The organism is Sorangium sp. So ce1335 (assembly GCF_051521615.1).
Lineage (GTDB): Bacteria > Myxococcota_A > Polyangia > Polyangiales > Polyangiaceae > Sorangium.
Map to the genome: position 1 here is coordinate 6605955 of NZ_CP150363.1, position 24077 is coordinate 6630031.

Below are 24077 nucleotides of genomic sequence, written 5' to 3' on the forward strand. Positions count from 1 at the left end.
GCCATGAAGCCACGTGGCCTCTCGGGAGATCATGGGAACGACGCGCGACGCAGACCTCGTCTCACCCCTGGCGAGACGCCGTTCACCCTCGTCTGGCAATCGCTCGCGCGCGCCAGGATCGACCGATGACGGAGGTCGCGGTGCGCATCCCACCCCCGGAGCAAAGCAAGCGGATAACCCGTAATGTGAACGCTCACATGACCAGTGTCAACGCCTATCGACCGGCCCGCGCGTCTCCCCCAGCTCGAGCGAGGACAAGGCTGGTGGGGCGCCTCCGGGGCGCCGCGTCAAGACGGCGGCGAGGCGGCGCGGAGGCCGACACCGCGGCGGCGCGCTCAGCCCCGCGAGCGCCGCGGCGGGGCCAGGATGCCGCTCGCGTCCCCCTCGCCCACCACGCCCGCCGCGTGCATCGACCGCAGGGCGGCGATGATGTCCGGCGTCGAAAGCGGCCCGCCCGCGCCGCTGGACGGCGCCAGCGGCTTCAGCGGCTCCGGGAGGATCGCGTCGACGCGCGCGCCCATGCGCCCGCGCGACGGGGCGTGCCCCTCGCGCTCGGCCGCGGCGCGGAGCGCCCGCGCGAAGTCGGCCGCTGTCGGCCAGCGCGCGTCGCGGTCGCGCTCGAGCGCGCGCGCCACCGCGGCCGTGACCGCCTCCCCCACGCCCTCGCGCTCGCTCGAGAGCGGCGGCACCTCGCGCTCGAGCACGGCGTGGAGGATCGACAGCATGCTGCTGCCGATGAACAGCCGCCTTCCGGCCAGCGCCTCCCACGCCACGACCCCGAGGGAGAACACGTCGGAGCGCCGATCCAGCGGCCGGGCGTGCGCCTGCTCCGGGGAGAGGTAGCTCAGCTTCCCCTTCACCGTCCCCGTCTTCGTCCGCGTCGTGCGGCGCAGGGCGTACGCGAGCCCGAGATCGCAGATGCGCGCCCGCCCGTCGACCCCGACGAGGATGTTGGACGGCGACATGTCCCTGTGGATCACCTGGAGCAGCTCCCCCGAGCTGTCGCGCGCCTCGTGCGCCGCGTGGAGCCCCTCGGCGGCCTGGGCGATGAGGTCGAGCGCGTCGCCGACATCGAGCATGTCCGGCGGCCGCGTGAGGTGCTTGAGCGTCACCCCGACGACGAGCTCCATCACGATGTACGGGGCGCCGCCTGCGTCGAGGCCGCAGTCGAGCACCGGGACGAAATGCGGGCTGACGATGCGCGACGCGATGCGCGCCTCGTCGAAGAGCATCGCCGCGTACCCGGACTCGGACCGCAGATCGGCCCGGATCCGCTTCACGGCGACGAGGGGCTCGCCGTCGCCCGCGCCCTCGCCGCCGGCGCCGTCGCCGGTGCGACGCGCGATGAACACCTCGGCCATGCCGCCCGTCGCGAGCTGCACGAGCAGCTCGTACGAACCGACAGCGCCAGGACCGGTCGAACCCATGCTCGATACTCTGGGCGGTCGGTTATCACGTCAATGGAAATTCAGCAACCTCGCCTCATTCTCGTCGGGCCGCAATCGAGATCTGCAGGGCTGGAAGCGCTCGCCCGGCTCGCGGGACGGTACCGCGGCGCGGACACCACGGATGCCCGGCGTTCCCACAGCAGCGCCCGGCGTGGCACGATGTGCTACGGCGCCGGGGTGATTGTCACCTTCAGCATCTGGCTCGACGCAGGATACAGATACCCGTCATCGACGGAGCGCACCTGGTCCGTCGGGTCGTCCGCGCCGCTCTGCGGCCCGGCCTGGCGCGGCGCCTGGTCGGGGCCCACGCCGGGCCACTGGTTGGCCTCGGTGCCCGTGTCCCAGATCGAGACCTTGTCGGAGACATCGCCGCTCACCGGCGCGCCGCTCGCGTCGAACAGCGCGATCCCCTCCTCGCTCGGCCCGAAGAACAGATCGTTCGATTGCCCCAGCATCGACGCGAAGCTCAGCCGCTCGCCGGGCCGCGCGGTCACGGTGAAGCTGAACTTCGCGCCCGGCAGCAGCGGCCCAGGCATCGAGGCGCCCACGGGCGTGTCGTAGACGAGCACCGACGAGATCCCGCTCTCGCCCCCGACCTCGGCCTCCAGCGACGCCGCGAGCGTGGCCGGGTTCCCGTCCTCGGCCAGCACCTCGAGGCCCTTGCCCCGGTCCGCCTCGCCCGACCTGAACAGGGGCGCTGCGGCCCCGTGCACCACCGCGACGCCGGGCGCCGCCGGCGAGGTCAGGCCCGCGCGGGGCACGGCCGCCTCGTACAGCATCCTCGGGTTCCCGTCCTCGGCCTGCGCCTCCAGGCCGTTGTCGGGGTACGCCTGCCCGACGGTGAACAGCGGGTTGTCCATCGCGTGTACGACGAAGAGCCCCGGCGACAGCGGCACGGCGGCCGGCTCCCCGCCCTCGGGCATCAGCGTCCCCACCTCCGACACGTTGGTGATCCGGATCGTGAACTCATTGCCCGGCTCCGGCGTCACCGTCACCCGGATGACCTCCTCGACCGCCGGGTAGGTGTAGGCATCCTGGACCAGCCGCACCGTGTTGTCCGGGTCCCTGGCGCCCGTGTTGGGGCCGCCCTGCCGGGGCGCCTGGTTCGGCCCCGCGCCCGGCTCCTCGTTGGCCTCGCTGCCCGCGTCCCACAGAAGGACCTTGTCGGTCACGTCCCCGCTCACCGGGTTGCCCGCCTCGTCGTGGAGCGCGATCCCGGCCCCGTCGGGCGCGTAGAACAGATCGTTCGACTGCCCGAACATCGTCGTGAACGACAGCCTGTCGCCCGGCAGGGCGCCGACGCGGAACTCGAAGCTCTTCTCGGGGAAGAGCGGCCCGGGCGTGCTCTCGCCCACGGGCGTGTCGAACACGCCGGCCACGCGGTAGTCCCGCGCGGGGGTCACGTTCTCGAGGGTCACCTCGAAGCGCGTGGCCGCACCCCCGCCAGCGGCCCCACCGGCGCCTCCGCCGCCCATGCCCTCGGCGCCGGTCGTATCGCCGCCTCCGCCATCGCTGCATGCAGCGGCGAGGGTGAGGACGAGGGGCAGAGCTGACAGCGCGCGATTCCGAACCTTCATGACGATCCTCCAGGAGCGGTGAATGAGATGACGCGACATGGATCGCCCCCGCCGCGGCGAGCCGCGTGTCGGCGATCGTTCGACGCGCCAAGGGGACCGGAGCGGCCGCGGGCGCCCGCATGGCGCCCGCCTCGGCTCGCGATGGTCCGCGGCGCGTCGTTCGATGGTGCTACGCCCCCGGAGCAGGTCGGTTTCGCGCCCCTCTCACGCGCCTGCACGATCGCGACCGGAAGGATTTTTTCACCCTGAACGGCAATCGTCTGGAGCAACAAACGGGTTGAACCCGCCTGAAACGAGCAGAACTTCGAACCGCCAAGACGCCAGGGACGCGAAGGCATCGTCTTCTTCTTGGCGTCCCTGGCGTCTTGGCGGTTTATTTCTCGCTCGCTCAACGGGCGCCGGCGAAACCACGGTGCGGCGCGCGCGTAGAGGGAGCAGCATGCCCGCAGGCGCCTGTTGACGATGGATGAGCTCGCTCTGAACGCCGCGATGGATCGGTACGCGTGCGGCGACGCACGCGCCTTCCCGGAGCTGCACCGCGCGCTCCACGCGCGCCTGCTCGCGTACCTCACCCGCATGTGCAGCTCCGCGACGCTCGCGGGCGACCTGACGCAGGAGACCTTCCTGCGGGTGCACCGCGCCCGCTCGACCTTCGCCCCGGGCGGCGCCGTCGCTCCGTGGGCCTACTCCATCGCGCGCAACGTCTACCTCGACCACGTGCGCGCGCAGCGACACCGCAGCGCCGAGCGCCTCCCGAGCGACCCGGGCGCCGAGCCGCCGGACACCCGCGGCGCCGACGCCGAGGCCATCGCGATGGCCTCGCAGACAGCGCGGGCCGTCGAGCGGGTGCTCGCGAGCCTCCCGGCGGCGCAGCGCGAGGCGTTCATCCTGCTCCGCTACGAGGGGCTGAGCGTTCAGGACGCCGCGGCCGTCCTGGGTACGACCTCGAGCGCGGTGAAGCTCCGCGCATTCCGCGCCTATGAGGCGCTGCGGGCCGAGATCGAGGAGCTCAGGCGGCGGCCCGAGGCCGGGAAGGGCGTGGAACAGCGCGTGGAACAGCGCGCGGAACAGAGCGCGGAACAGCGCGCCGAACAGAGCGCGGAACAGCGCGCCGAACAGAGCGCGAAGCGGCGCGCGGGAGCGGGCGCCGAGGAGCGCGCGGCCGCGGAGCCGGAGCAGGGCGGCCGCCGCGGCAGGGCTCGGGGGGACGTCCGAGGAGGTGCCCGTGACGGATGATCGTGATTTGCTGGAAGGGCTCGAGGACATCCCCGATCCCGCGGCCCACGTCGCTGGCCGCCCGCCGCCGCCCCGGATGGCGGCGCCGGCCGAGCCGTCGCTCACGCGGCCTGCGCGCGAGCGCCGCGTGATGAGCGCGATCCTGGCCGGGCTCGGCTGGGTCTTGCTCCTGACCTTGATCGCGGGCTTCCGCGCCGACATCGGCTCGCCCCGGGTCGCGATCCCGCTCGTCCTCTGGGCGTTGCTCTCCGGCCTCGGACTGCGGCTCGCGCTGGCGCCGCGCGCCCGGGGTCTGCCGGCCGGCGTGAGGGCGCTCCAGGCGCTCGTCGCGGCGGCGCCGATCGGGTTCCTGGCTGCGGCCGTCGCGATGTCGGCCCCCGCCGACGGACCGCTGCCGCTGATGGCGCACTTCAGGTGCAGCGCGATCGCCCTCGGCATGGCGCTGCTGCCGCTCGCGCTGGCGGCGCTCGTCCTGCGCCGCTCGTTCCTCTCGGCTCCGGCATGGCGCGGCGCCGCGGTCGGAGCCCTGTGCGGGCTCGGGGCGGTGATCGGCATCCAGGCGCATTGCTCGTACGACGACCTCCTCCACGTCGCCTTCGCGCACGGCCTGCCGATCGCGGCCGGCGCGCTCCTCGGCGCTGCCGCCGGGGCGCTGCGCGGGCGGGCCTGAGATCGCGGACCGCCCTCACGAGGCAGATCCGGGTCGACGCCCTCATCGGGTGTCACCGCGCCCGCCCTCCGGCGCGGAGCAGCGGACCGGCGCCCCCCTCAGCGCTCCTCGAGGAGCTCGAGCGTCCGCGGATCGGGCTCGGCACCGCAATACTTCTCGAGCGCCGCGCGGAACGTCTCGTTGTCGGGAGCCACGTGGGCGAACAGCGTCATCGACGAGCAGAACTTCATGTCATCGGGGCTGTCGAAGATATCGTACAGCGAACACCCCTCGATCTGGTTCACGAGGCGAGCACACTCGATCAATCTCGGGCCGAGCGTCGGGTGCTGCAGATAGGCTTCGGCCTCGGCCTTCGAAGCGATGCCATACCTTCGCGCCATGGCGCTGTGTCCCAGGCCCTGTACCTGCGGGAAAATGAACCACATCCAGTGGCTGGTCTTCTGTCCCCGGCGCAGCTCGGCCAGGACGCGGTCATAGACCGGAGCCTGCGCGTCCACGAATCGTTGCAAGTCGTAGGGATCCGACATGGGCGCCCCTCCGCCGCCAGACTATCACTTCATTTTCGGCGGGGCATCGGAGCAGCGGCGATCTCCAGCGTGCGGCCGCGCTCACCCCATCCAATACCGAAGCTTCCGTCACCAAGGTCAGGCGCTCGAGGAGGCGACGGCTCATCACCGCAAACGAATTCCCGCAGGCTCGCGACGAGGGTGTCCTCTCCGCGCGGGGTGGGTGGTGCGGTACGTACCGCAGACGGGCCGCAGAGGATCGAACCGCCAAGACGCCAAGAGCGCCAAATTATTGAGATTTCTTGGCGTCCTTGGCGCCTTGGCGGTTCCCCGAGTCCCGCACTTTCGACAAAGCACCGCACGACCGCGGGGCGGGGATGAGCTCTACCCCCCGCGCTCCGCGTGCTCCGCCAGCACGCGCTCGTCGCGCTCGCCCACCGAGCGCAGCCAGCGCGCGGCGGCCTGGTGGCCGGCCCGGCGATCGCCGTCCGTCAGCATCCCGTAGGCGGCGTCGCGCACGAGGCCGTGCCGGAACGTGAGCTCCTCGTGCCCCGGGTAGCGCGACGCGCCGCGCCGGGCGATGAGCTCCTCCTCGAGCAGGCTCTTGAGCCACCGGTCGACCGACTCGGCCGGCGTGCCGGCGCCGAGGAGCTGACGCACCCCCTCGGGCCAGAAGCTGCCGCCGAAGAGGCTCGCCGCCCGCAGCGTGCGCCGCGCCTCGGCCGGCAGCGCCTCGATGCGCGTGTGCATCAGCGCCACGACCGTGGGCGGCAGGTCGCTCCGGCCCTCGGCGCGCGCGCGCATGAGCTCCTCGAGGAAGAACGGGTGGCCGTCCGCGTGCTCGACGAGCCGCGCCACCTCGGACGGCGCGAGCTCGTCGCCGAAGACGCTGCGGACGAGCCGCTCGGACGCCCGCGGGCTGAGCGGGCCGAGCTTGATCTGCTGCACCCCGCGCTGCGCCCACAGGCCGGGGAACGTCTCCGTCACGCTGTGGCGCGCGAAGCCGAGCACGAGCAGCGGGCGATCCGAGAGCGCCTGGAGCGCCTCGTCCAGCACCGCGACCGACGCGTGATCGCTCCAGTGCATGTCGTCGAGCGCCACGACGACCGGCCCCGCCGCGCACCGCGCGGCCAGCCAGTCGAGCACCGCGCGGCGGGCCTGATCGCCGAGCAGGACGGCGTCCGCCCGGGCGGCGAGGAGCTCCGGATCCGGATCGTCGAACGGCGTGCCCGCGATCTCGCCGAGGAACCACGCGACGCGCCGCGCGTCGTCGGGCGCCGCGGGCGACGCGGGCACGACGCGCGCCACCTGTTCGCGGATCTTGCCGCGACGCGCCTCGATCGGCTCGCCGGGCAGGCAGCCGGCGGCCGCGAGGACGATCTCGCCGATCATGCCGAACGGGGCGCCCGCGGCGATCGGATCGCCGCGCGCCACATAGACCGACGCGCGCGGGTCGCCGTCGCGCACGGCGCGGACGAGCTCGCACCGCAGGCGCGTCTTGCCGATGCCCGCCTCGCCGAGCACGAGCGCGGCGCGCGCCACGGGCTCGTCGGCGCTCTGCTCGAAGAGGCCGCGGAGCATCGCGAGCTCGCGATCGCGCCCGACGAACGCGGTGACGCGCCCGAGCAGCGTGCCCTCGGGCTCCGAGCCGTCGCGCTCGCCCTTCAGCAGGAACGAGGGGCCGTCGCCGGTCACCTCGAAGCGCGGGGCCGCGAGCCCCGCCGTGACCTCGTCGACGCGCACGTCGCCCCCGGCCTCGCGCAGGGCCGCGACGGCGCGGTCGATCACGTCGCCCGCGGGCAGGCGCTCGCCGACCTGCGCGCGGCCCGTGGCGAGCGCGACGGGGCGCCCGGGCAGGCGCGCCTTCATCGCGAGCGCGCACTGCGCGGCGCGCGCGGCGAGGTCGAAGGCGACCATCGTGCCAGCGCCGCCGCGGCCGGAGAACACCTCGTCGCCCTGCGAGGTCAGGATCACGAGGCGCGTGCCGCCCGCGAGCCGCACGCGCTCGCCGCCGAACGCCTCGGCGACCTCGGCGACGACGCGCTCCGCGCCGCGATCGCTCGCCGGCTCGACCTCGGCGGGGCCGAGGTCGACGAGGACGACGCTGATGAGCCGCCGCTCCTCGCCCGTGACCGAGGCGGGCGCGCCGCTCTGGCCCTCGCCCGGCGAGCGCGCGAGCAGGGCGCGCGTCTCCGCGAGCGCCGCGGCCGCCGCGCGCCCGTCGGCAGGGCGGGCCGCCGGGTCCTTGGCGAGCAGGCGCGCGGCGAGCTCGTCGACCGGGGGCGGGACGTCCGGGCCCCTGTCGGCGAGGCGCGGCGCCTCCTCGAGGAGGATGCGGCACATCTCGGCGAGCGGGTCCTCGGCGGCGAACGGGCGCTGCCCCGCGACGCTCTCGAAGAGCAGCACGCCGAGCGCGAAGACGTCGGCGCGCGCGTCGACCTCGGCGTCGCCGCGCGCCTGCTCGGGCGCGACGTAGCCGAGCGATCCGACGAGCGAGCTCGCCTCGGTGACGAGCGTCGTCGACGCGGCCGCGCGCGCGACGCCGAAGTCGAGGAGCACGACGCCGTCGACGCGGCCGTCGCGCAGCAGCACGTTGCTCGGCTTGAGGTCGCGGTGCGTGATGCCGAGGGCGTGCACGGCGGCGAGCGCCTCGGCGATCTGGTGCGCGACGAGCAGCGCGTCGGCCACGGGGAGCGCGCCCCGCTCGAGGCGCTCGCCGAGCGTGATGCCGTCGAGCCACTCCATCGCGAGCCACAGGGCGCCGTCGTCGCTCGTGCCGTGCGCGATGTGCTGGACGATGAGCGGGTGCTGCACCGCCTCGAGCAGGCGCGCCTCCCGGCGGAAGCGGGGCGCGAGCTCCGGGGGTGCGACCTTGAGCGCCACGGGGCGGCCGGTGAGCTGATCGGTCGCCCTGTACACCGTGCCCATCCCGCCGGCGCCGGCGAGGCGGTGCACCTCGAACCGGCCTGCGACCAGCGTGCCCTCGCGCATGGCGCAAGCTTATCCGAGAGCTCCTGCGACGTGCGCGGTCCGCGCGCTCGGTGGTGACGGTCCGGGGTGTTTGTTGTACGCTGTGCGCGCAGAGACGCCTCACGGCCCCACGCCGCGCGGGCACGACGCCCTCTCCGGTCGATGGCGTCGGCGGCGTCGGCGGCGCGGCCGACGCGGCCCGGCGCATCCCGGCGGCGGAGCCGGCGGACGAAGCTGGCCGATGGAGAACGACCCCCGATGAACCCCGGACAGCAGGTGACGAGCACGCTCCGGCTGGCGCGCGAGCTCGGGAAGGGGGCGATGGGGAGCGTGTGGGTGGCCGACCACCTGACGCTCGGGACCCAGGTGGCGGTGAAGTTCATGTCGCCGGCCTACGCGGAGCAGGTCGGCTTCGTGGAGCGCTTCCGGCGCGAGGCGATGGCGGCGGCGCAGATCAAGAGCCCGCACGTGGCGCAGGTGTTCGATCACGGCGTCACGCAGGACGGCGCGCCGTACATCGTGATGGAGCTGCTCGAGGGGGAGGACCTGAAGCGCCGCATCCAGCGGCTCGGCGCGCTCCCGCCGGTCGAGGTGGCGACGATCGTCGCGCAGACGGCCAGGGCGCTCGGGCGGGCGCACCAGCTCGGGATCGTCCACCGCGACATCAAGCCGGACAACATCTTCCTGCTCGACGTCGAGGGCGAGCTGTTCGTGAAGGTGCTCGACTTCGGGGTGGCCAAGCGGGTCCAGGGGGCGCCGCAGGGCGATCTCGGCATGACGTCGACGGGGCACGTGCTGGGCACGCCGCTCTACATGAGCCCCGAGCAGCTCCTCAGCGCGAAGAACGTCGATTTCCGCGCGGATCTCTGGGGGCTCGCCGTCGTCGCCTACCACGCGCTCACAGGGCAGGTCCCGTTCACGGGCGAGACGCTGGGCGCGCTGTCCGTCGTGCTCCACACGGGGATCTTCACGCCGCCGAGCGCGCTGCGGCCGGAGCTCTCGCCGGCGATCGACGCCTGGATGAAGAGGGCGCTGGCGCTCGATCCCGCGGCGCGGTTCGGGTCGGCGCGGCAGATGGCGGAGGCGCTGGAGCACGCGGTGCTCGGGATCGCGCGCACGCCGTTCACGAACGACCCGTCCTCCTCGGGCGACCGGCTCAGCCACGCGGGCGCGGCCGGGGTCCCGTCGCAGCCTGTGCTGTTCGGGGCGCCGACGCCGCTGCCGGCGGCGCCGGAGGCCGGCGCGGCGACGGTGGGGCTCGGCGCGCCGGCGTCGGGCCCGGGCGCGCGGCTCTCGACCACCGGCACGCCGGCGTCGGCGCCGGGCGCGCGGCTCTCGACCACCGGCACGCCGGGACGGACGCTCGCCGGCATGGCGGCGTCGGGGTCGGACGGGCCCCGCCGATGGGCGCCGGCGATCGCGGCGGCGGCGCTCGCCCTCGGGGCGCTGGCGGCGGTGGTTGTGTTCCTGACGGCGAGGGGGTCGCACACGGTCGAGGTGACGCCCTCCTCGGACGACCAGACCGTACCCCGGGGCGGGCCTGTCGCGCAGCCGGCAGGGCCGGCGGCTCAGGGCGCCGCGGCGGTGCCGGCCAGCGCGGCAGCGCCGACGCCGGTGGCGCCCGCACCGGCGGCAGCGGCGGAAGAGCCCGCGACGGCGTCGGCCACGGCAGAGCCCGCGAGGGCTGCAGCCACGGCAGAGCCCGCGAGGACGGCGGCGCCGGCGGCCCAGGCAGTCCAGAAGGCGGCCACGGCGGGCGCGCAGCCGGCGAAGCCGGGCGCGACAGCGGCCAGGCCGAGCGCGACGGCGGCGCCGCGCGGCACCGCGGACGGCCGCGGGCGCGCCGCGCCGAAGGACGCGGCGACGGGGCGCGCGACAGCGAAGCCGCTGCCGCCGCCGCCCGAGGACACGATCGGCTTCTGAGGCGATCCTCCACGCCGGGATCGGCCGTCTTCAACGTCCGCACTTCCGCGCGCACCGTGGTCGTGCGTCGAGCGCGGCCAGAGGCTCACCCCTGGAAAGCGCGATCAGCCGCCGCAGGCCTGCAAAACCTGGAATAAATCGCGTGGTTGCGGGCGAAAGTCAGCATCAGAAAAGCGAGGCGAGGCGGGCGCAGTGCGACATCCCGCCTCGCCACGCCGGGGCGCGGAGACCATCGAAATCAGGGGAACCTCATCGGCGCGTGCCAATTTCCGATTGGCACAGGTCATGCGGTAACGGTCGCGGGGGCCCGGAGCGAGGACGCGCTCAACGCGAAGGAGGTCTCTTCATGACGAAGCTCGTAATTGGCCTGGTTCAGACGCGCGATGAGGCGGAAGCTGCGGCCGAACGCATCATCGACTGCGGCTACACGCGACAGGACATCAGCCTCCTGATGACCGACGCGACGCGCCACAGGCACTTCAGGATCCCGGACGGATCGCCGCCGGCGCACACGTTCGGCGCGGCGATCGCGATGAGCGTCGTGGTCCCCGACCTCGGGTTCGTCGTGGCCGGGCCGCTGGCGGCCGTCGTGGCCAGCGCGGTCGGCGCCGGGATCACGGGTGGCCTGCGCGAGATCCTCATCTCCGCCGGCGTCCCGAAGCACTGGGCAGAGCGCTACGACACGGGCGTCCGGCAGGGCGGGATCCTCGTGAGCGTCTTCGCCCACAGCGAACGAGACGTCGGCCTGCTCCACCTCGTCCTCGACGATTCCGGCAGGTTCGCGGTGCGCCCTGCGACGACCGGCCCGCAGGCCTACGAGACGTTCATCTGAACGAAACCTCGCGAAGCAAGGCGGCCCACGTCGCGGGTGTCGGGGACGCGACACGCATGGATCCTCCGTTCCAGCGGAGCGTGCGTGGCAAAGCGCCCCACCGCTCGAGCCATGGGCGCAGAGGCACGACAGATCCATTGAATGTAGATCCATTGAATGGATATCCATTGAATGGCCCCACAGGACACTGGAGCTCCTGGTGTCCTGTCCGGCCGTTCAATTCCGAGCGTCACGGCGGCTGTTCCCCGGATCAACCACCGGACGCTCGGAGCCGCGCGCGCAGCATCAGCGCGCCGATGAGGTCCTCCTCGGCGTCGCTCCGGCGCGACCAGCCGAGCGACAGGTAGCGAAGGAGCTCGCCGAACGTGGGTCCGGCGGGCGCCGCGCTCGCGCCGCCGCGCACGATCCAGAGCTGCTCGCCGCCTTCGCCGAGCGCGACGATGGCCCGCTGCGCGGCGCCGCCGCCGAGCGCCGAGCCCGAGAGCCGGGCGATCGGGTAGAGCCGCCGCGCCGCCGCGGCCCCCCAGCCGGGCTCGCGCTCGTGGTGGCGGAGCTCGTCCTCGCGCAGGAAGCGCAGGGTGCCCTCCACGGCGCCGATCGCGAGCTCGCGGTAGAGGTCCTCCGGGTCCGCCGGGTCGGCCCAGTCGTACGCGCGCGCGAACGCCTCGTACGCCGCCGGCGCGGCGACGCCGCGGACCGGCGGCACGGACGCGGGCGCGCCGCGGCCGTCCTCGCGCCGGAGCACGCGGTTGAGCCGGCTCACCTCGGCGGCGATCGACGCGGGCCCCGGCTCGACGAGGCGCACGTCGACGCGGCGCTCGGGCGCGAAGAGGCCCCCCACGAGCGCGCCAAGGACCGGGGCGCCCAGCTCCGTCGAGAGGAACGTCGAGCCGCGGTGCGGCCGGATCGCCCGGTCCGTCGCCTCGCGCTCCTGCGCCTCGGTCGCGCCGTCCGGCAGATCGACGTCGAGCTCGACGACGTCGCTCCGGTCGGGCGTCTCCACGCCGGCCTCGAGGCCCTCCTCCCCTTCCCTCACGAAATGGCGGAGATACCCGCTCGCCTCGAACCGCCAGCCGTCGTCGTGGACCATCTCGTCCGAGTACACGAGCGCGAAGATCGTCGCGCCCGGGTGGCCCAGCTCGGCGGCGGCGTCGAGGACGGCGACGGGCGGCGAGAGCTCGTCCTCGAAGAGCTCGGCGAGGTGGTCGAGCTCGTCGCCCCCGGCGGAGGCAGGGTCGCCGCTGGCGTAGTACGCGGCGCTGAAGCCGGGCACGCCCGGGAGCGGCGCGACGAACAGGCGCGGCGAGGCGACGTCCCAGCCGCCGAGCGCCACGGCAAAGCCCTGGGACAGCGCGCGGTCCGGGATCTCGGCGGGTCGAAAGATCAGCGCAGCGAACGTGGTGGCCATGGGGCCCAGGGTAGCCCGAGCGCCGGCGCCTGGGGCGCCCGCCCGGCGCGCCACGGCCGCCTGGACGCCGCCTGGACGCGCGCCCCGACGCGCCCCGGTCGCCCGCGCGCCCGGCGCGCCCCGTCGCCTGGACGCGCGCCCGACGCGCCCCGGCCGCCCGCGCGCTCGACGCGCCCCGGCGCTTGGACGCGCGCCGACGCATCGGGTAGAGACGACTCCATGTTCGGCCAATCCACGCTGTCCGTCGGCGCGCCCGCCCCCGACTTCGCCCTGCAATCGCAGAAGCGGGAGGCGGTGAAGCTCTCCGACTTTCGCGGCAAGAAGACGGTCGTCCTCTTTTTCTATCCGAAGGACGACACGCTCGTGTGCACGGCGGAGTCGTGCGCGTTCCGCGACCAGTACGACGCCTTCGTGGAGGCCGGCGCCGAGGTGATCGGCGTGAGCGCCGACTCGGAGGGCTCGCACGCCGATTTCGCGCAGAAGCACCGCCTGCCCATGACGCTGCTGAGCGACCCCGGCGGGCAGACCGCGGCCCGCTACGGCGTGAGGCCCGTCCTCGGCCTGCTGCCGGGCCGCGTGACGTTCGTCATCGACAGGGACGGTGTTGTTCGACATGTCTTCTCCTCCCAGCTCCGCGCCGCCAGGCACGTCGAGGAGGCGCTCGCCGTCGTGAGGCGCCTCGAGGCCTCCCGCCGCGGTTGACGCGCGCGCCGGGGCGGCGCGCGATCGACCCAGGTACCGTCCAGCCGCGTCGTTGACGGCCTCTCGAGGGGCTCTATGAACCCACGAGGCGAGGCCTTCGCACGCCTCCGCCGGGGGGAGGCAACGATGAATCACGGGCTGTGGACGACAGCGACGCTGGCGGCCGCCACGATGGATCTTGCCCGGCCGGGGGCGGCGGACGCGCTCCCGCTCCGCCGGGTCGTGCTCTCGACGGGCGGCGTCGGGTACTTCGAGCACGAGGCGCGCGTGCGCGGCGACGCCGAGCTCGCGCTCGAGGTGCGGCTCGATCAGGTCGACGACGTGCTGAAGAGCATCGTCGTGTACGACGAACGCGGCGCGGCCGGGAAGATCACGCTCCCCGGGAAAGAGCCGCTGCGCGACCTGTTCCGGGAGCTGCCGTTCGATGAGGGGGCGCTCGAGTCCGAGGCCACCCTGCTGAACGCGCTGCGCGGCGCCGAGGTGCGGACTCGAGGGCTCGATGGCGCCATCGCCGGGCGGATCGTCGCTGTGACGGAGGCGCAGGTCGGCGTGCCGGGCGGCGGCACGGAGGGGCGGCACCGGCTCGCGCTGATCTCGGAAGGCGCGCTGAGGCAGGTCGTGCTGGAGGAGCTCGAGAGCGTGGAGCTCGTCGAGGAGCGGCTCCGGCAGCAGGTCGGCGCGGCGCTCGTCGGGCTCGCGAGCCTGCGCGAGCGGAACCGCCGCACGCTGATCCTGCGCGCTGCCGGCGAGGGAGAGCGGGTCGTGCGGGTGGCGTACGTGGTCGAGACGCCGCTCTGGAAGATGTCGTATCGGCTGACCGTCGCGGCCGATCCGCACGCGAAGACCGGCGGGCTCTCGGGGTGGGCGGTCGTCGAGAACCAGAGCGGCGGAGACTGGGAGAACGTCGATTTCACGCTGGTGTCGGGAGACCCGGTGACGTTCCGCCAGGCGCTCTACGAGATCTATTATGTGGACCGCCCGGAGGTGCCGGTCGACGTGGCCGAGCGGGTGCTGCCGCGGCTCGACGAGGGCGCCTCGGCGCTCGCGATGAGGGCGGTGCGGCGCGAGCGCTACGGCGCGGGCGGGGCCCGCGACGAGGCGGCCGCGCCCCCCGGGACCGCCGCGCCGCGGGTGCCGGAGCGCGAGGAGGCGGCGACGCAGGTGGTGTTCCGCTTCCCGGCGCCGCTCACGCTCGCGAGCGGGCAGACGGCGCTCCTGCCGGTCGTCGAGCGGCAGATCCCGGTGGAGCGGCTCTGGCTGTACCAGCCGGAGGCGAGCGCGCGCAGCCCGCTCGCGTCGGTGCGGCTGCGCAACGACGGCGACGCGAGCCTGCCGCCGGGGGCGGTGACGATCTACGAGCGATCCGACAGGGGAGAGATCACCCACGTGGGCGACGCGCGCCTCGCGCCGCTGCCGCCGGGGGAGTCGCGGCTCGTGAGCTTCGCCGTGGATCGAAAGGTGCGCATCGACCGCGAGGAGCGGAGCGAGGAGGTGCTGTCGCGCGCCCGGATCCAGGGGGGCATGCTGGAGATCGTCAGGACGGCGCGCCGGGTGACGGAGTACACGATCGTCGGCGCCGCGCGGGAGCCGCGCGTCGTTGTCGTGGAGCACCCGCGCGCCGCCGGGTGGGAGCTCGCGGAGCCGGCGGAGGGCGTCGAGACGACGAGGGATCGCTACCGGATCCGGCGGGAGGTGGCGGCGGGGGAGACGGCGCGGCTCACGGTGGTGCTGGAGCAGCCCATCTCGCACACGGTCGCGCTCACGAGCCTGACGAGCGAGCAGATCCAGGTGTACCTGTCGTCGCGGGAGATGCCCGAGGCGGTGCGGGCGGTGTTCGCGCGGCTGGCGGAGCTCAGGGCGGCGGTCGCCGAGCGGCAGCGGGCGCTGGCGGCGCTGGAGACCGAGCTCGCGACGCTGCGGGAGGAGCAGGAGCGCGTGCGGCAGAACCTCAAGGTGGTGCCGAGGGGGAGCGCGCTGGAGGAGCGGTATCTGCGCGCGCTGAGCGAGCAGGAAGATCGGATGGCGGCGCTGGGGGCGAAGCTCTCGGGGGCGCGGGAGGCGGTGGCGAGCGCGGAGCGGGCGCTCGAGGAGTACGTGCGCGGGTTGTCGCTCACGCCGTAGTTCCGCGGGGGGGGGCGGGCCGGAACGCGAAGGTCGTGCCGAGTCGCCCGGGCCCGAGGAGCCCCCGCGCCGCCCGGCGAACAGGGGATCCTCGGGCCTACCGTGGTGAAGCTGAGCGGCGCCAGAGGACGAGATCCGCGGTCACCTGATGTGTACAGGCCGCAGCGTTGATGCTTGAAGGACGCTATCGTCGCCTCGCAGGGCGCCCCTGCGGCGCCGTGAGCTCTCAGCGGGGGGATACCGCGCGGTGCGATGCGCGCACGCCCCTTGCACTGGGGCCCCGCGAGCGGCGTGGACGCCGCCAGGAGGCTCGAGATGGACGAGAGGGTTCAGCGGTATGTCGATATGGGGGTCGCGCTCGGGGTCAACGTCGGCGGGAAGATCGTGGGCGCGATCCTGGTCTGGGTCATCGGCCGCGTGATCATCCGGGGGGTCATGTCGCTGATGCAGCGGAGCGCGGCGCTGAAGAAGCTGGACGTGACGCTGGCCAGCTACCTGGAGTCGGCGGCGTCCGTGCTGCTGAACATCCTGCTCGTCATCGCGGTGCTCAGCGTCTTCGGCGTCGAGACGACCACGTTCGCGAGCCTGCTCGCCGCCATCGGCATCGCCATCGGCATGGCGTGGTCGGGCCTGCTGTCGAACCTCGCGGCGGGCATCTTCATGATCCTCCTGCGCCCCTTCAAGGTGGGCGACTTCGTGATGGCCGGGGGCGTGACCGGCACGATCCACTCGATCGGCCTCTTCGCGACCGCCCTCGACACGCCGGACAACGTCCGCACCATCGTGGGCAACGGCAAGATCTTCAGCGACAACATCCACAACTACAGCACGAACCCGTTCCGCCGCGTCGACTGCACAGCGCAGCTCGCCCACGGCGCGGATCACGAGGCGGCGATCACGCGGCTCAGGGCGCGCCTCGCGCTCATCCCCGACGTGATGAAGGAGCCGGGGCCCACCGTCGAGATCCTGGAGTTCAACCTCGCCGGGCCCGTGCTGGCCGTCCGGCCCTTCTGCCATACCGATCACTACTGGGACGTGTACTTCGCGACCACCAAGGTCATCCGCGAGGAGCTCGGGAAGATGGGGTTGCCTGTCCCGAGCCAGCACGTGCACATCCAGCAGCTCGCGGCGGCGCCTCCCCTGCGCAGCGGGAACGCCGAGGTGCACCCGACGGCCTAGCTCGCAGGAGCACGGCCCACCACGGCCGGGGCCATGCGCCGCTGCGCGGCGGCATCGCGGGGGCGTGTCTGCGCCCGGTCTCGCACACGTGGGCCGCCCCTCGATCGCTGTCGTCGGGCACGACGACGATGGTCTTCCCGACACCACGCCGAGAGCGATTGTTCTTCAGCCCGGGAGGCGTGGTCTGCCCTGTCCGCATTGCAGGCGCGCGCATCCACGGATAAGAGCCGGGGGATGAAACCCTGGGAACCGCTCTTCGTGAAGAAGCTCGAGGCGACCGACCTCGGCGATGACCCCGCCCACGATCTTGCGCACTTCACGCGGGTGGTCGCGACGGCCAAGGCGCTCGCGGCCGACGAGGGCGCCAGGCTCGAGGTCGTCGTCCCCGCGGCGTGGCTGCACGATCTCGTGAACGTCCCCAAGAACGACCCCAGGCGCTCCCAGGCCTCGCGGCTCTCCGCGGAGGAGGCGCTGGCCTTCCTCCGGAGCATCGATTACCCCGAGGAGCTCCTCGGAGACATCGCCCACGCCATCGAGGCCCACAGCTACAGCGCCGGAATCGAGCCGAGGACCGTGGAGGCCAGGGTTGTCCAGGACGCGGACCGCCTCGATGGCCTCGGGGCGATCGGGATCGCCCGGTGCTTCGCCGTCGGCGGCCTGATGGGCGTGCGGTTCTACGATCCGCACGACCCGTTCGCCGAGCGGAGGCCGTGGAACGATCGCGAGAACGCGATCGATCACTTCCATGTGAAGCTGTTCAAGACCGCCGAGAGCCTCACGACGGCCGCCGGGCGGCGCGAGGGCGCGCGACGGGCGGAGTTCATGAGGCAATATCTCGATCGCCTCGCGGTCGAGATTGGAGGCGAGATGCCCTGACGGGCAGCGCGCATCGGCCAGGGTCACCGCGGCCGCCACGGCCATGGGGATCCCGAAGTTGTCGTCCATCGGCGACGAGAACAGCGCGGTGTCCGCCCCGTTCAGCCGACGACGGCGCCCAGGAGCAGGCGCGACGACAGCGACGCCAGGCCGAGCGCTGAGCGCTCCGTGAGGGCGCCCAGCGTCCGGCTGCAGACGGACGAGAGGCCGGACAGCACCGGCACCACCTCACGCCGCGGACGGCCCCCGCGTCATCCTGCCCGTGCACGCGCAACGTGCCAGGTTCGTCTTCTCCTGTAGAGTACGGCCACATGGCCGCCATCACCCTCGACCTTCCAGACGAGCTCGCGGACCGGCTGCGCTCGCACGCCGATCGCCTGCCCAAGATCCTGGAGTTGGCTCTCCGGGAGCTCGATGCCGCGTCCGTGACCTCGTTCTCGGGTGCTTCGGACATCCTGGAGTTCCTCGCCAGCCTGCCAACCCCGGAGGAGGTCCTGGCGCTCCGCCCCTCGCCTCAGCTTCAGGCGCGAACGAGCGAGCTGCTCGAGAAGAACCGGTCCGTGGGACTCTCGCCCGCGGAAGACGAGGAGTGGCAGCGCTATCAGGCCGTCGAACACCTGGTAAGGCTCGCAAAAGCGAAAGCGGCACTGAAGCTGCGGCAGCGATGAAACACATCCCGGCGGCGCTGCGACGGCTCGTTCATGGGCGTGCCGGAGGTGCGTGCGAGTACTGCCTGTTCCCCGAGTCGATGGCGTTCGCGGTGCACGAGATCGGAGCGTGCGATCCTGATCGAAGCCGGGCTCATTTCGGTACCGGCTGGTCAACACGGCGCGGCTTGAGCCACCGAGCCCCGGACGGCATACCGCAGCGTTTTGCGACAGATGGTTGAGCCGGGCCCGTCTCGGCGCAGGGGGCCAGGCGATCCGAGATCAGCCCGCGCCGGCGACGGTCACCGCGGCCGCCACCACGACGGGGATCGTGAAGTTGTCGTCCAGCCGCGACGAGAACAGCTCGGTCGCCGCCCCGGCCAGGCCGGCGACGGCGGCCAGCAAGAGGCGCGACGAGAGCGACGCCGGGCCGAGCGCCCACATCACAAGGAGTGAGCTCAGCGCGCCCGCGACGAAGAACGCGAGCGTCCCCTCCAGCGAGCGGCCGTCGAGCAGCCGCGTGCGGCCGAAGCGGCGGCCGATGAGGGCCGCCGCCGGATCGGCCACCGCGAGCACCACCACCGCGAGCGACTGGCTGAGCCGCGTGCCGAACAGCGCCAGCAAGAGGAGCGCCGTCATGTACCAGGTCGACGAGTTCACCCGGTAACGCTCGTGCGGGTGCGCGACGAGCCGGAAGGCCCGCATCAGCCGGTCGTTCACCCGCTCGCTCACCCGGCGCGCGATCTCCATCGACCATGCCGCCGCCGCGAACGCGCCGCTCACGGCCACCAGCCAGCCACGCTCGGGCAGGAGCTGGACCAGCCCGAGCACCGCCAGCCCCGAGCCCACATGCCACAGGCTCCGCGCATGGTTCGTCGGCCTGACGCTCGGCGGCGCGACGACGACGCCACGCAGCGTCAACAGCAGCGATTCGTAGGCGGGCTGCACCTCCCGCTGAAACGCGATCCACGCCGCCTTGGGCGAGGGCGTTCTGGTCGGGGTCGCCCGCTCGACCGCCGCCAGCAGCGCGCGGAGGCGCTCGCGGAGCCTCTCGAGCGCGCCACCCGGGTCGTCGCGCTCGGCCGCCACGACGAGCTCCCGGAGCCGCGACGCCACCCGATCGACCCGGGCACGAACCTCGGGCTCGTCCCGGAACGCGAAGACCGCGGGATCAACTTGACGCAGAAGAGCGCAGAGCTCTTCGGAGACGAGCTTTGTCTCGAGGTGCAAGGTGTGGATCACGTTCGCTTTTGTGAGGATAGTTCCCGGAACTCGCGCTGCGTGTCAGCGCTTCGTCATACCCGCAGCCCGACAGTGAGGTGGCTTGCGGGACATACGGCCTGAGCCCGCGATGAGCCCCTGAGCTCATGACGCGTGACGCAGAGCGCGATGCGCAACGCCTTACGCATCCGAGGCGCATGAGCCCGCGTGCGCAGCGGCTCATGAGCCGGCGGCGCACAGCGCGCGAGCCAACGGCGCTCAGCCCACGAGCCCGCCACGCCCATCGCATGAGCCCGCTCCCGCGGCGCGCCGTGCGAGCCGGAACTCCGCCGACACAGGCAGACGCCGGTCCGCCCCGCGCGATCGGGTGAAGCGACCGGCGCAACATGGCATTCGTGGATTCATGGTGGGCGCCAGAAGGTCTCCTTGCGATTTCCATCATGAGCTCGGTTCCGCCCGATTTGCACCCTGGCGAGCGCCTCGCGAGAGCGCATGAGAGGCGCCTTACTGTGCGTGTCAGAGCGCGAGACACCGCGCTTCCCCTGCACGCACGCTGCGGCTAGGGTGCCCGCCGTCGCGGATTCGACGGGTGGGCGCGAGGCGCCCAGGGACGCTGCGCGCGGCCATCTCTCTCGCGCCGTCCGGTCAGGCGTCGTTCCCTCGGAGTCGGAGAATCGAGGAACATGAAGGTTTCAGTTCGGTATACCGCGCTTTCGTTCGCGCTGCTCGCCGGTCCCCTCGCCCACGCGCGGGAGCGCCCGAACCACGACGCCTATTACAGGGAGCCGCCGGCGCTGCCCCCCGGCGTGGCCCGCGTCGCGCAGGACGACGTGCCGGGCGCCGTCGTCGCCTCGATCGATCCGCAGCGCGGGGTGCCCACCTTCGTGTGGGCGACCTCGCCGGAGCACCGCCCGCCCGCCGCGACCCACAGCTCGGCCGAGGCCGCGGCCCGCTGGTACGTGCAGCGGTACGCGCGCCTGTACAACCTGCCCCAGGCCGCGCTCGACACGGCCGTCGTGCGGCACGTCCACGACACCGGGCGCGGCGGCATCGTCGTGACGCTCGGTCAGGACGTCGACGGGGTGCCCGTCTTCCGCAGCGAGCTCAAGGTGCTCCTGCGGCGCGACCTCGCGCTCGTCGCCCTCGCGGGCAACCTCCACGCGTCGGCCGTCGCGCTGCCGCCCGGCGCCGGATCGCTTCGGCCCGGATCGAAGCGCAGCCGCGCGTTCTCCCGCTCGCCGGCCGAGGCCGTCGTCCGCGCCGTGCGCGACGCGCACCGCGTCGACATCAAGTCGGTCGATCTGCGCGAGCTGCCCCACACGAAGGGCGGGTATCGGTACTTCGATATCGCGGACACCGGGCACGCGCGCTCGCGCGTCGGGACGCTCCGCTTCACGCAGCCGGCGCGCGTCAGGAAGGTCCTCTTCCCGCTGCCCGACCGGCTCGTGCCAGGCCACTTCGTCGAGCTCGTCTCGGGCGACGGGAACAGCACGAGCTCCGAGGCGTATGCGTGGGTGTTCGGGGCCGACGACGGGCGGTATCTCTACCGCGAGAACCTCTCCCACGCCGCCGCGTTCGATTACCGCGTCTGGGCCGAGGAGGGGGGCACGCACGTCCCGCTCGACGGGCCGCTCGCGGACTTCTCGCCGCACCCCACCGGGCGGCCGGACGGCTCCTCCCCGCGGTTCATCGCGCCGAACCTCATCTCGATCGACGGCTTCAACACGAGCCCTGGCGGCGGCGCCGACCCGTGGCTGCCGGACGACGCGACCTCGACCCGCGGCAACAACGTCGACGCCTACGCGGACCACAGCGCGCCCGACGGGTTCTCCAGCGGCGACACGCGCGCGACGCTCACGGGGCCGCGCGCGTTCGACCACGTCTACGACACCTCCGCCGAGCCGCTCGCCGATCAGGAGCAGATCATGGCGGCGGTCACCCAGGTCTTCTACGTCACGAACTGGCTCCACGACTGGTACTACGACTCCGGCTTCAACGAGGCCGCCGGCAACGCCCAGCAGGACAACCTCGGCCGGGGCGGCCTCGACGGCGACCCGCTGCTCGCGGAGGCGCAGGACGACGCGCCCGGCGGCAGCCGCGACAACGCGAACATGGACGCGACATACGACGGCGCGCCGCCGCGGATGCAGATGTACCTGTGGTCCGGGCCTGAGCAGCGGTCGCTCAGCGTCACGCCGCAGAACGCGAGCTACGCCTCGAACACCGCCCTGTTCGGGCCCGAGCACTACGAGGTGACCGGCGAGCTCGCCCTCGGCGAGGACGACACGGAGCCCCGCAGCGACGCGTGCGGGCCGCTCACGAGCGACGTCGCCGGCAAGATCGCGCTCGTCGACAGGGGCGGCTGCACCTTCGCGAAGAAGGCGCAGAACGCGCAGGAGGCGGGCGCCGTCGGCGTGCTCATCGCCAACAACCGCGAGAGCGACGGGGCCCCGCGCCTGGCGGGCGAGGCGCCCGATGTGACGACGCCGGCCCAGAGCATCTCGCTGGAGGACGGCCGCGCGCTCAGGGCGGCGCTCGCCGCCGGGGGCGAGCCGCTCACGGTCACCATGACGCGCGCGCCCAGCGTCGAGCGCGACGGCACGATCGACAACACCATCGTGGCGCACGAGTGGGGCCACTACATCCACCTCCGCCTGGTGCCGTGCGGCACGCAGATGTGCGGCGCGCAGAGCGAGGGGTGGGGCGACTTCATCGCGCTCCACATGATGCTGCGCGACGGCGACGACCTCGACGGGGCCTACGCGATCTCGGGCTACGGGAGCGCGGTGATGGGCGACAGCTACTTCGGCATCCGCCGCGCGCCCTACTCCGTCGACTTCACGAAGAACGGCCTGACGTTCAAGCACATCGCCGACGACGCTGGCCTGCCCGACCACCCGCTCAGCGTCTCGGCGCCCGACAACTCCGAGGTGCACAACGCCGGCGAGATCTGGGCGAGCATGATGTTCGAGGCCTACGTCGCGCTGATCCGGCACGGGAGCGGGCTGACCCCGCCGCGCCCGTTCGCGCAGACCCAGCGGCGGATGAGCGATTACGTCGTGGCGGGCATGAAGCTCGCCCCGGCCAACCCGACGTTCACCGAGCAGCGCGACGCCATCCTGGCCGCGGCGCTCGCCAGCGACCACGGCGACTTCCTCGCCCTGGCGGAGGCGTTCGCGCGGCGGGGCGCCGGCACGTGCGCCGCGTCGCCGCGCGCCGACTCGTACGACTTCGCGGGCGTGGTCGAGGGCTTCGAGGTCCAGCCGGAGATCGCGCTCGTGCGCGCGGAGCTCGACGACAGCGCCGGATCCTGCGACCGCGACGGGCTGCTCGACGCGGAGGAGACGGGCACCGTCACGATCGAGATCGTCAACCGCGGCACGGCGCCGCTGACCGGGGCGGTGGCCACGGTCGAGGGGCCGGGCGGCGGGGTGACGTTCCCGGACGGCGAGCGCGTGTCGTTCGGCGACGTCGCGCCGTTCGCGACCGGGACGGCGAAGGTCAGGGTGAAGCTCGACAGGACGGTGAAGCCGTCCGAGGACCTGAAGCTCGACCTGACGCTGAAGAGCGCCGAGGCGTGCACGCCGACGCGCGTGGAGGCGCTCGTGCGGCGCGTGAACTACGACGAGGTCGCGGCGTCGTCGGCGGTCGACGGCGTCGAGACGCAGAGCACGACGTGGACCGTCGAGGGGCTCTCCGGCGATCTCGTCTGGTCGCGCGCCGAGGGCACCCCGCCGAACCGCGTGTGGCGCGGCGTCAACCTCGGGAGCCTCGCCGACGCGGCGCTCGTGTCGCCGGCGCTGGAGGTGAGCGAGGCCGAGCGCTTCGTGCTGACGTTCGCGCACCGGTACAAGTTCGAGGAGAGCGACGGCCTGTTCTGGGACGGCGCGGTGATCGAGATCAGCGCCGACGGCGGCGAGACGTGGGAGGACGTCGCGAGGTACGCGGACGCGGGCTACAGCGGGCGGATCACGAGCGAGGCGGGCAACCCGCTGGGCCGACGGAGGGCCTATGTCGGCGAGAGCCCCTCGTGGCCCGAGGTCGACCGGGTGGCCGTGGATCTGGGGACGGCGTTCGCTGGCAAGACGGTGCGCGTGCGGTTCCGGGTGGGCACGGACGAGGCCGCGGGCGACACAGGCTGGGAGCTCGACGACATCGGGTTCGTGGGCGTGACCAACAAGCCGTTCGCGACGATCGTCCCGGACACGGCCTCCTGCCAGGGAGGGCCGGTGGCCGACGCCGGCGCGGACCGGACGGTCGCTGTCGGCGAGCTCGTGACGCTCGACGCGTCGGGGAGCTCGGATCCCGAGGAGGACGCGCTGACGTTCGCCTGGACGCAGACGGCGGGGCCGGCGGTCGAGCTGACCGGCGAGGGCGCGCGGGCGACGTTCGTGGCGCCCGAGGTGGCGGCGGCGACGACGTTCACGTTCGAGGTGAAGGTGAGCGACGGGATGCTGGAGGCGATCGACGAGGTGAGCGTGGTCGTCGATCCGGCGATGGAGCTCTCGGGCGAGCCGGACGACGCGTGCGGCTGCGCGGTGCCGGGGGACGCGCCGCGCGGGGCGCTCGGGGCGCTCGGGGCGCTGACGGCCGCCGCGGCGCTCGCGCGGCGGCGGCGGCGGAGCGCGTAGGCGCGGAGCCGAGCCGGCCGCCGGAGCGCCGGCCGGGCCGCGGGGGGCGGGCGCCCGGCGGGGCGCCGGCCGGGCCGCGGGGGGCGGGCGCCCGGCGGAGCGCCGGCCGGGCCGCGGGGGGCGGGCGCCC

Annotated in this window: 16 protein-coding genes; 10 read left to right on the top strand and 6 right to left on the bottom strand. The window is 73.4% G+C overall.

Features of this window, described 5'->3' with window-relative positions:
* Positions 1–335: 335 nt before the first annotated feature.
* On the bottom strand, positions 336–1427 hold the full coding sequence (locus WMF24_RS24355) for a serine/threonine-protein kinase (protein ID WP_437729761.1): 1092 nt from the start codon (positions 1425–1427) through the stop codon (positions 336–338).
* A 185-nt stretch (positions 1428–1612) separates the two neighbouring features.
* Entirely contained in the window at positions 1613–3025 is a 1413-nt protein-coding gene (locus tag WMF24_RS24360) for a spondin domain-containing protein (protein ID WP_437729762.1), read from the bottom strand.
* Positions 3026–3487: 462 nt separating this feature from the next.
* Here WMF24_RS24360 and WMF24_RS24365 point away from each other — a divergent pair, with 462 nt between their 5' ends.
* A complete protein-coding gene (locus tag WMF24_RS24365) occupies positions 3488–4261 on the top strand; it encodes an RNA polymerase sigma factor (RefSeq protein ID WP_437729763.1) in 774 nt (257 codons plus the stop codon).
* A complete protein-coding gene (locus WMF24_RS24370) occupies positions 4251–4931 on the top strand; it encodes an NrsF family protein (protein ID WP_437729764.1) in 681 nt (226 codons plus the stop codon). Before WMF24_RS24365 ends, WMF24_RS24370 begins: the two co-directional genes overlap by 11 nt.
* A 98-nt stretch (positions 4932–5029) precedes the next feature.
* Here WMF24_RS24370 and WMF24_RS24375 read toward each other — a convergent pair whose 3' ends face one another.
* Together WMF24_RS24375 and WMF24_RS24380 are read right to left on the bottom strand one after the other, a co-directional pair.
* Positions 5030–5458: a DUF1810 domain-containing protein gene (locus tag WMF24_RS24375; RefSeq protein WP_437729765.1), complete on the bottom strand. Its 429-nt coding sequence runs from the start codon at positions 5456–5458 to the stop codon at positions 5030–5032.
* A gap of 363 nt (positions 5459–5821) precedes the next feature.
* Positions 5822–8428 (bottom strand): protein kinase domain-containing protein, encoded by a 2607-nt coding sequence (locus WMF24_RS24380; RefSeq protein ID WP_437729766.1) that lies wholly within the window; start codon positions 8426–8428, stop codon positions 5822–5824.
* A 237-nt stretch (positions 8429–8665) separates the two neighbouring features.
* Here WMF24_RS24380 and WMF24_RS24385 point away from each other — a divergent pair, with 237 nt between their 5' ends.
* Positions 8666–10330, top strand: coding sequence for a serine/threonine-protein kinase (locus WMF24_RS24385; RefSeq protein ID WP_437729767.1), 1665 nt, complete (start codon positions 8666–8668; stop codon positions 10328–10330).
* Between the two features lie 346 nt (positions 10331–10676).
* Entirely contained in the window at positions 10677–11162 is a 486-nt protein-coding gene (locus WMF24_RS24390) for a hypothetical protein (RefSeq protein ID WP_437729768.1), read from the top strand.
* Between the two features lie 250 nt (positions 11163–11412).
* Here the strand turns inward: WMF24_RS24390 and WMF24_RS24395 are convergent, their stop codons facing one another.
* Positions 11413–12570 carry a hypothetical protein gene (locus WMF24_RS24395; protein ID WP_437729769.1) on the bottom strand — a complete coding sequence of 386 codons (1158 nt, stop codon included), beginning with the start codon at positions 12568–12570 and terminating at the stop codon, positions 11413–11415.
* A 219-nt stretch (positions 12571–12789) separates the two neighbouring features.
* Between WMF24_RS24395 and WMF24_RS24400 the strand changes: the two genes are divergently transcribed.
* From WMF24_RS24400 to WMF24_RS24420, 5 genes are all read left to right on the top strand, one after another.
* On the top strand, positions 12790–13272 hold the full coding sequence (locus WMF24_RS24400; RefSeq protein ID WP_437729770.1) for a peroxiredoxin: 483 nt from the start codon (positions 12790–12792) through the stop codon (positions 13270–13272).
* Positions 13273–13398: 126 nt separating this feature from the next.
* The gene (locus WMF24_RS24405) at positions 13399–15393 is read left to right on the top strand and encodes a DUF4139 domain-containing protein (RefSeq protein ID WP_437729771.1); all 1995 of its coding nucleotides are present in this window, start codon (positions 13399–13401) and stop codon (positions 15391–15393) included.
* 315 nt (positions 15394–15708) lie between these two features.
* A complete protein-coding gene (locus tag WMF24_RS24410) occupies positions 15709–16572 on the top strand; it encodes a mechanosensitive ion channel family protein (RefSeq protein WP_437729772.1) in 864 nt (287 codons plus the stop codon).
* Between the two features lie 234 nt (positions 16573–16806).
* The gene (locus tag WMF24_RS24415; RefSeq protein ID WP_437729773.1) at positions 16807–17448 is read left to right on the top strand and encodes an HD domain-containing protein; all 642 of its coding nucleotides are present in this window, start codon (positions 16807–16809) and stop codon (positions 17446–17448) included.
* Positions 17449–17759: 311 nt separating this feature from the next.
* Positions 17760–18116, top strand: a complete 357-nt coding sequence (locus WMF24_RS24420; protein ID WP_437729774.1) for a hypothetical protein — start codon at positions 17760–17762, stop codon at positions 18114–18116.
* A 261-nt stretch (positions 18117–18377) separates the two neighbouring features.
* Here WMF24_RS24420 and WMF24_RS24425 read toward each other — a convergent pair whose 3' ends face one another.
* Complete coding sequence (locus WMF24_RS24425; protein WP_437729775.1) at positions 18378–19337, bottom strand: diacylglycerol/polyprenol kinase family protein; 960 nt, start codon at positions 19335–19337, stop codon at positions 18378–18380.
* A gap of 662 nt (positions 19338–19999) precedes the next feature.
* Here WMF24_RS24425 and WMF24_RS24430 point away from each other — a divergent pair.
* A complete protein-coding gene (locus WMF24_RS24430) occupies positions 20000–23947 on the top strand; it encodes a M36 family metallopeptidase (RefSeq protein WP_437729776.1) in 3948 nt (1315 codons plus the stop codon).
* Positions 23948–24077: the final 130 nt, after the last annotated feature.

Coding starts and splice junctions, on each gene's coding strand:
- WMF24_RS24355 (WP_437729761.1), bottom strand. CDS start 1,427: ATGGGTTCGACCGGTCCTGGCGCTGTCGGTTCGTACGAGCTGCTCGTG.
- WMF24_RS24360 (WP_437729762.1), bottom strand. CDS start 3,025: ATGAAGGTTCGGAATCGCGCGCTGTCAGCTCTGCCCCTCGTCCTCACC.
- WMF24_RS24365 (WP_437729763.1), top strand. CDS start 3,488: ATGGATGAGCTCGCTCTGAACGCCGCGATGGATCGGTACGCGTGCGGC.
- WMF24_RS24375 (WP_437729765.1), bottom strand. CDS start 5,458: ATGTCGGATCCCTACGACTTGCAACGATTCGTGGACGCGCAGGCTCCG.
- WMF24_RS24380 (WP_437729766.1), bottom strand. CDS start 8,428: ATGCGCGAGGGCACGCTGGTCGCAGGCCGGTTCGAGGTGCACCGCCTC.
- WMF24_RS24385 (WP_437729767.1), top strand. CDS start 8,666: ATGAACCCCGGACAGCAGGTGACGAGCACGCTCCGGCTGGCGCGCGAG.
- WMF24_RS24390 (WP_437729768.1), top strand. CDS start 10,677: ATGACGAAGCTCGTAATTGGCCTGGTTCAGACGCGCGATGAGGCGGAA.
- WMF24_RS24395 (WP_437729769.1), bottom strand. CDS start 12,570: ATGGCCACCACGTTCGCTGCGCTGATCTTTCGACCCGCCGAGATCCCG.
- WMF24_RS24400 (WP_437729770.1), top strand. CDS start 12,790: ATGTTCGGCCAATCCACGCTGTCCGTCGGCGCGCCCGCCCCCGACTTC.
- WMF24_RS24405 (WP_437729771.1), top strand. CDS start 13,399: ATGAATCACGGGCTGTGGACGACAGCGACGCTGGCGGCCGCCACGATG.
- WMF24_RS24410 (WP_437729772.1), top strand. CDS start 15,709: ATGGACGAGAGGGTTCAGCGGTATGTCGATATGGGGGTCGCGCTCGGG.
- WMF24_RS24415 (WP_437729773.1), top strand. CDS start 16,807: ATGAAACCCTGGGAACCGCTCTTCGTGAAGAAGCTCGAGGCGACCGAC.
- WMF24_RS24420 (WP_437729774.1), top strand. CDS start 17,760: ATGGCCGCCATCACCCTCGACCTTCCAGACGAGCTCGCGGACCGGCTG.
- WMF24_RS24430 (WP_437729776.1), top strand. CDS start 20,000: ATGAAGGTTTCAGTTCGGTATACCGCGCTTTCGTTCGCGCTGCTCGCC.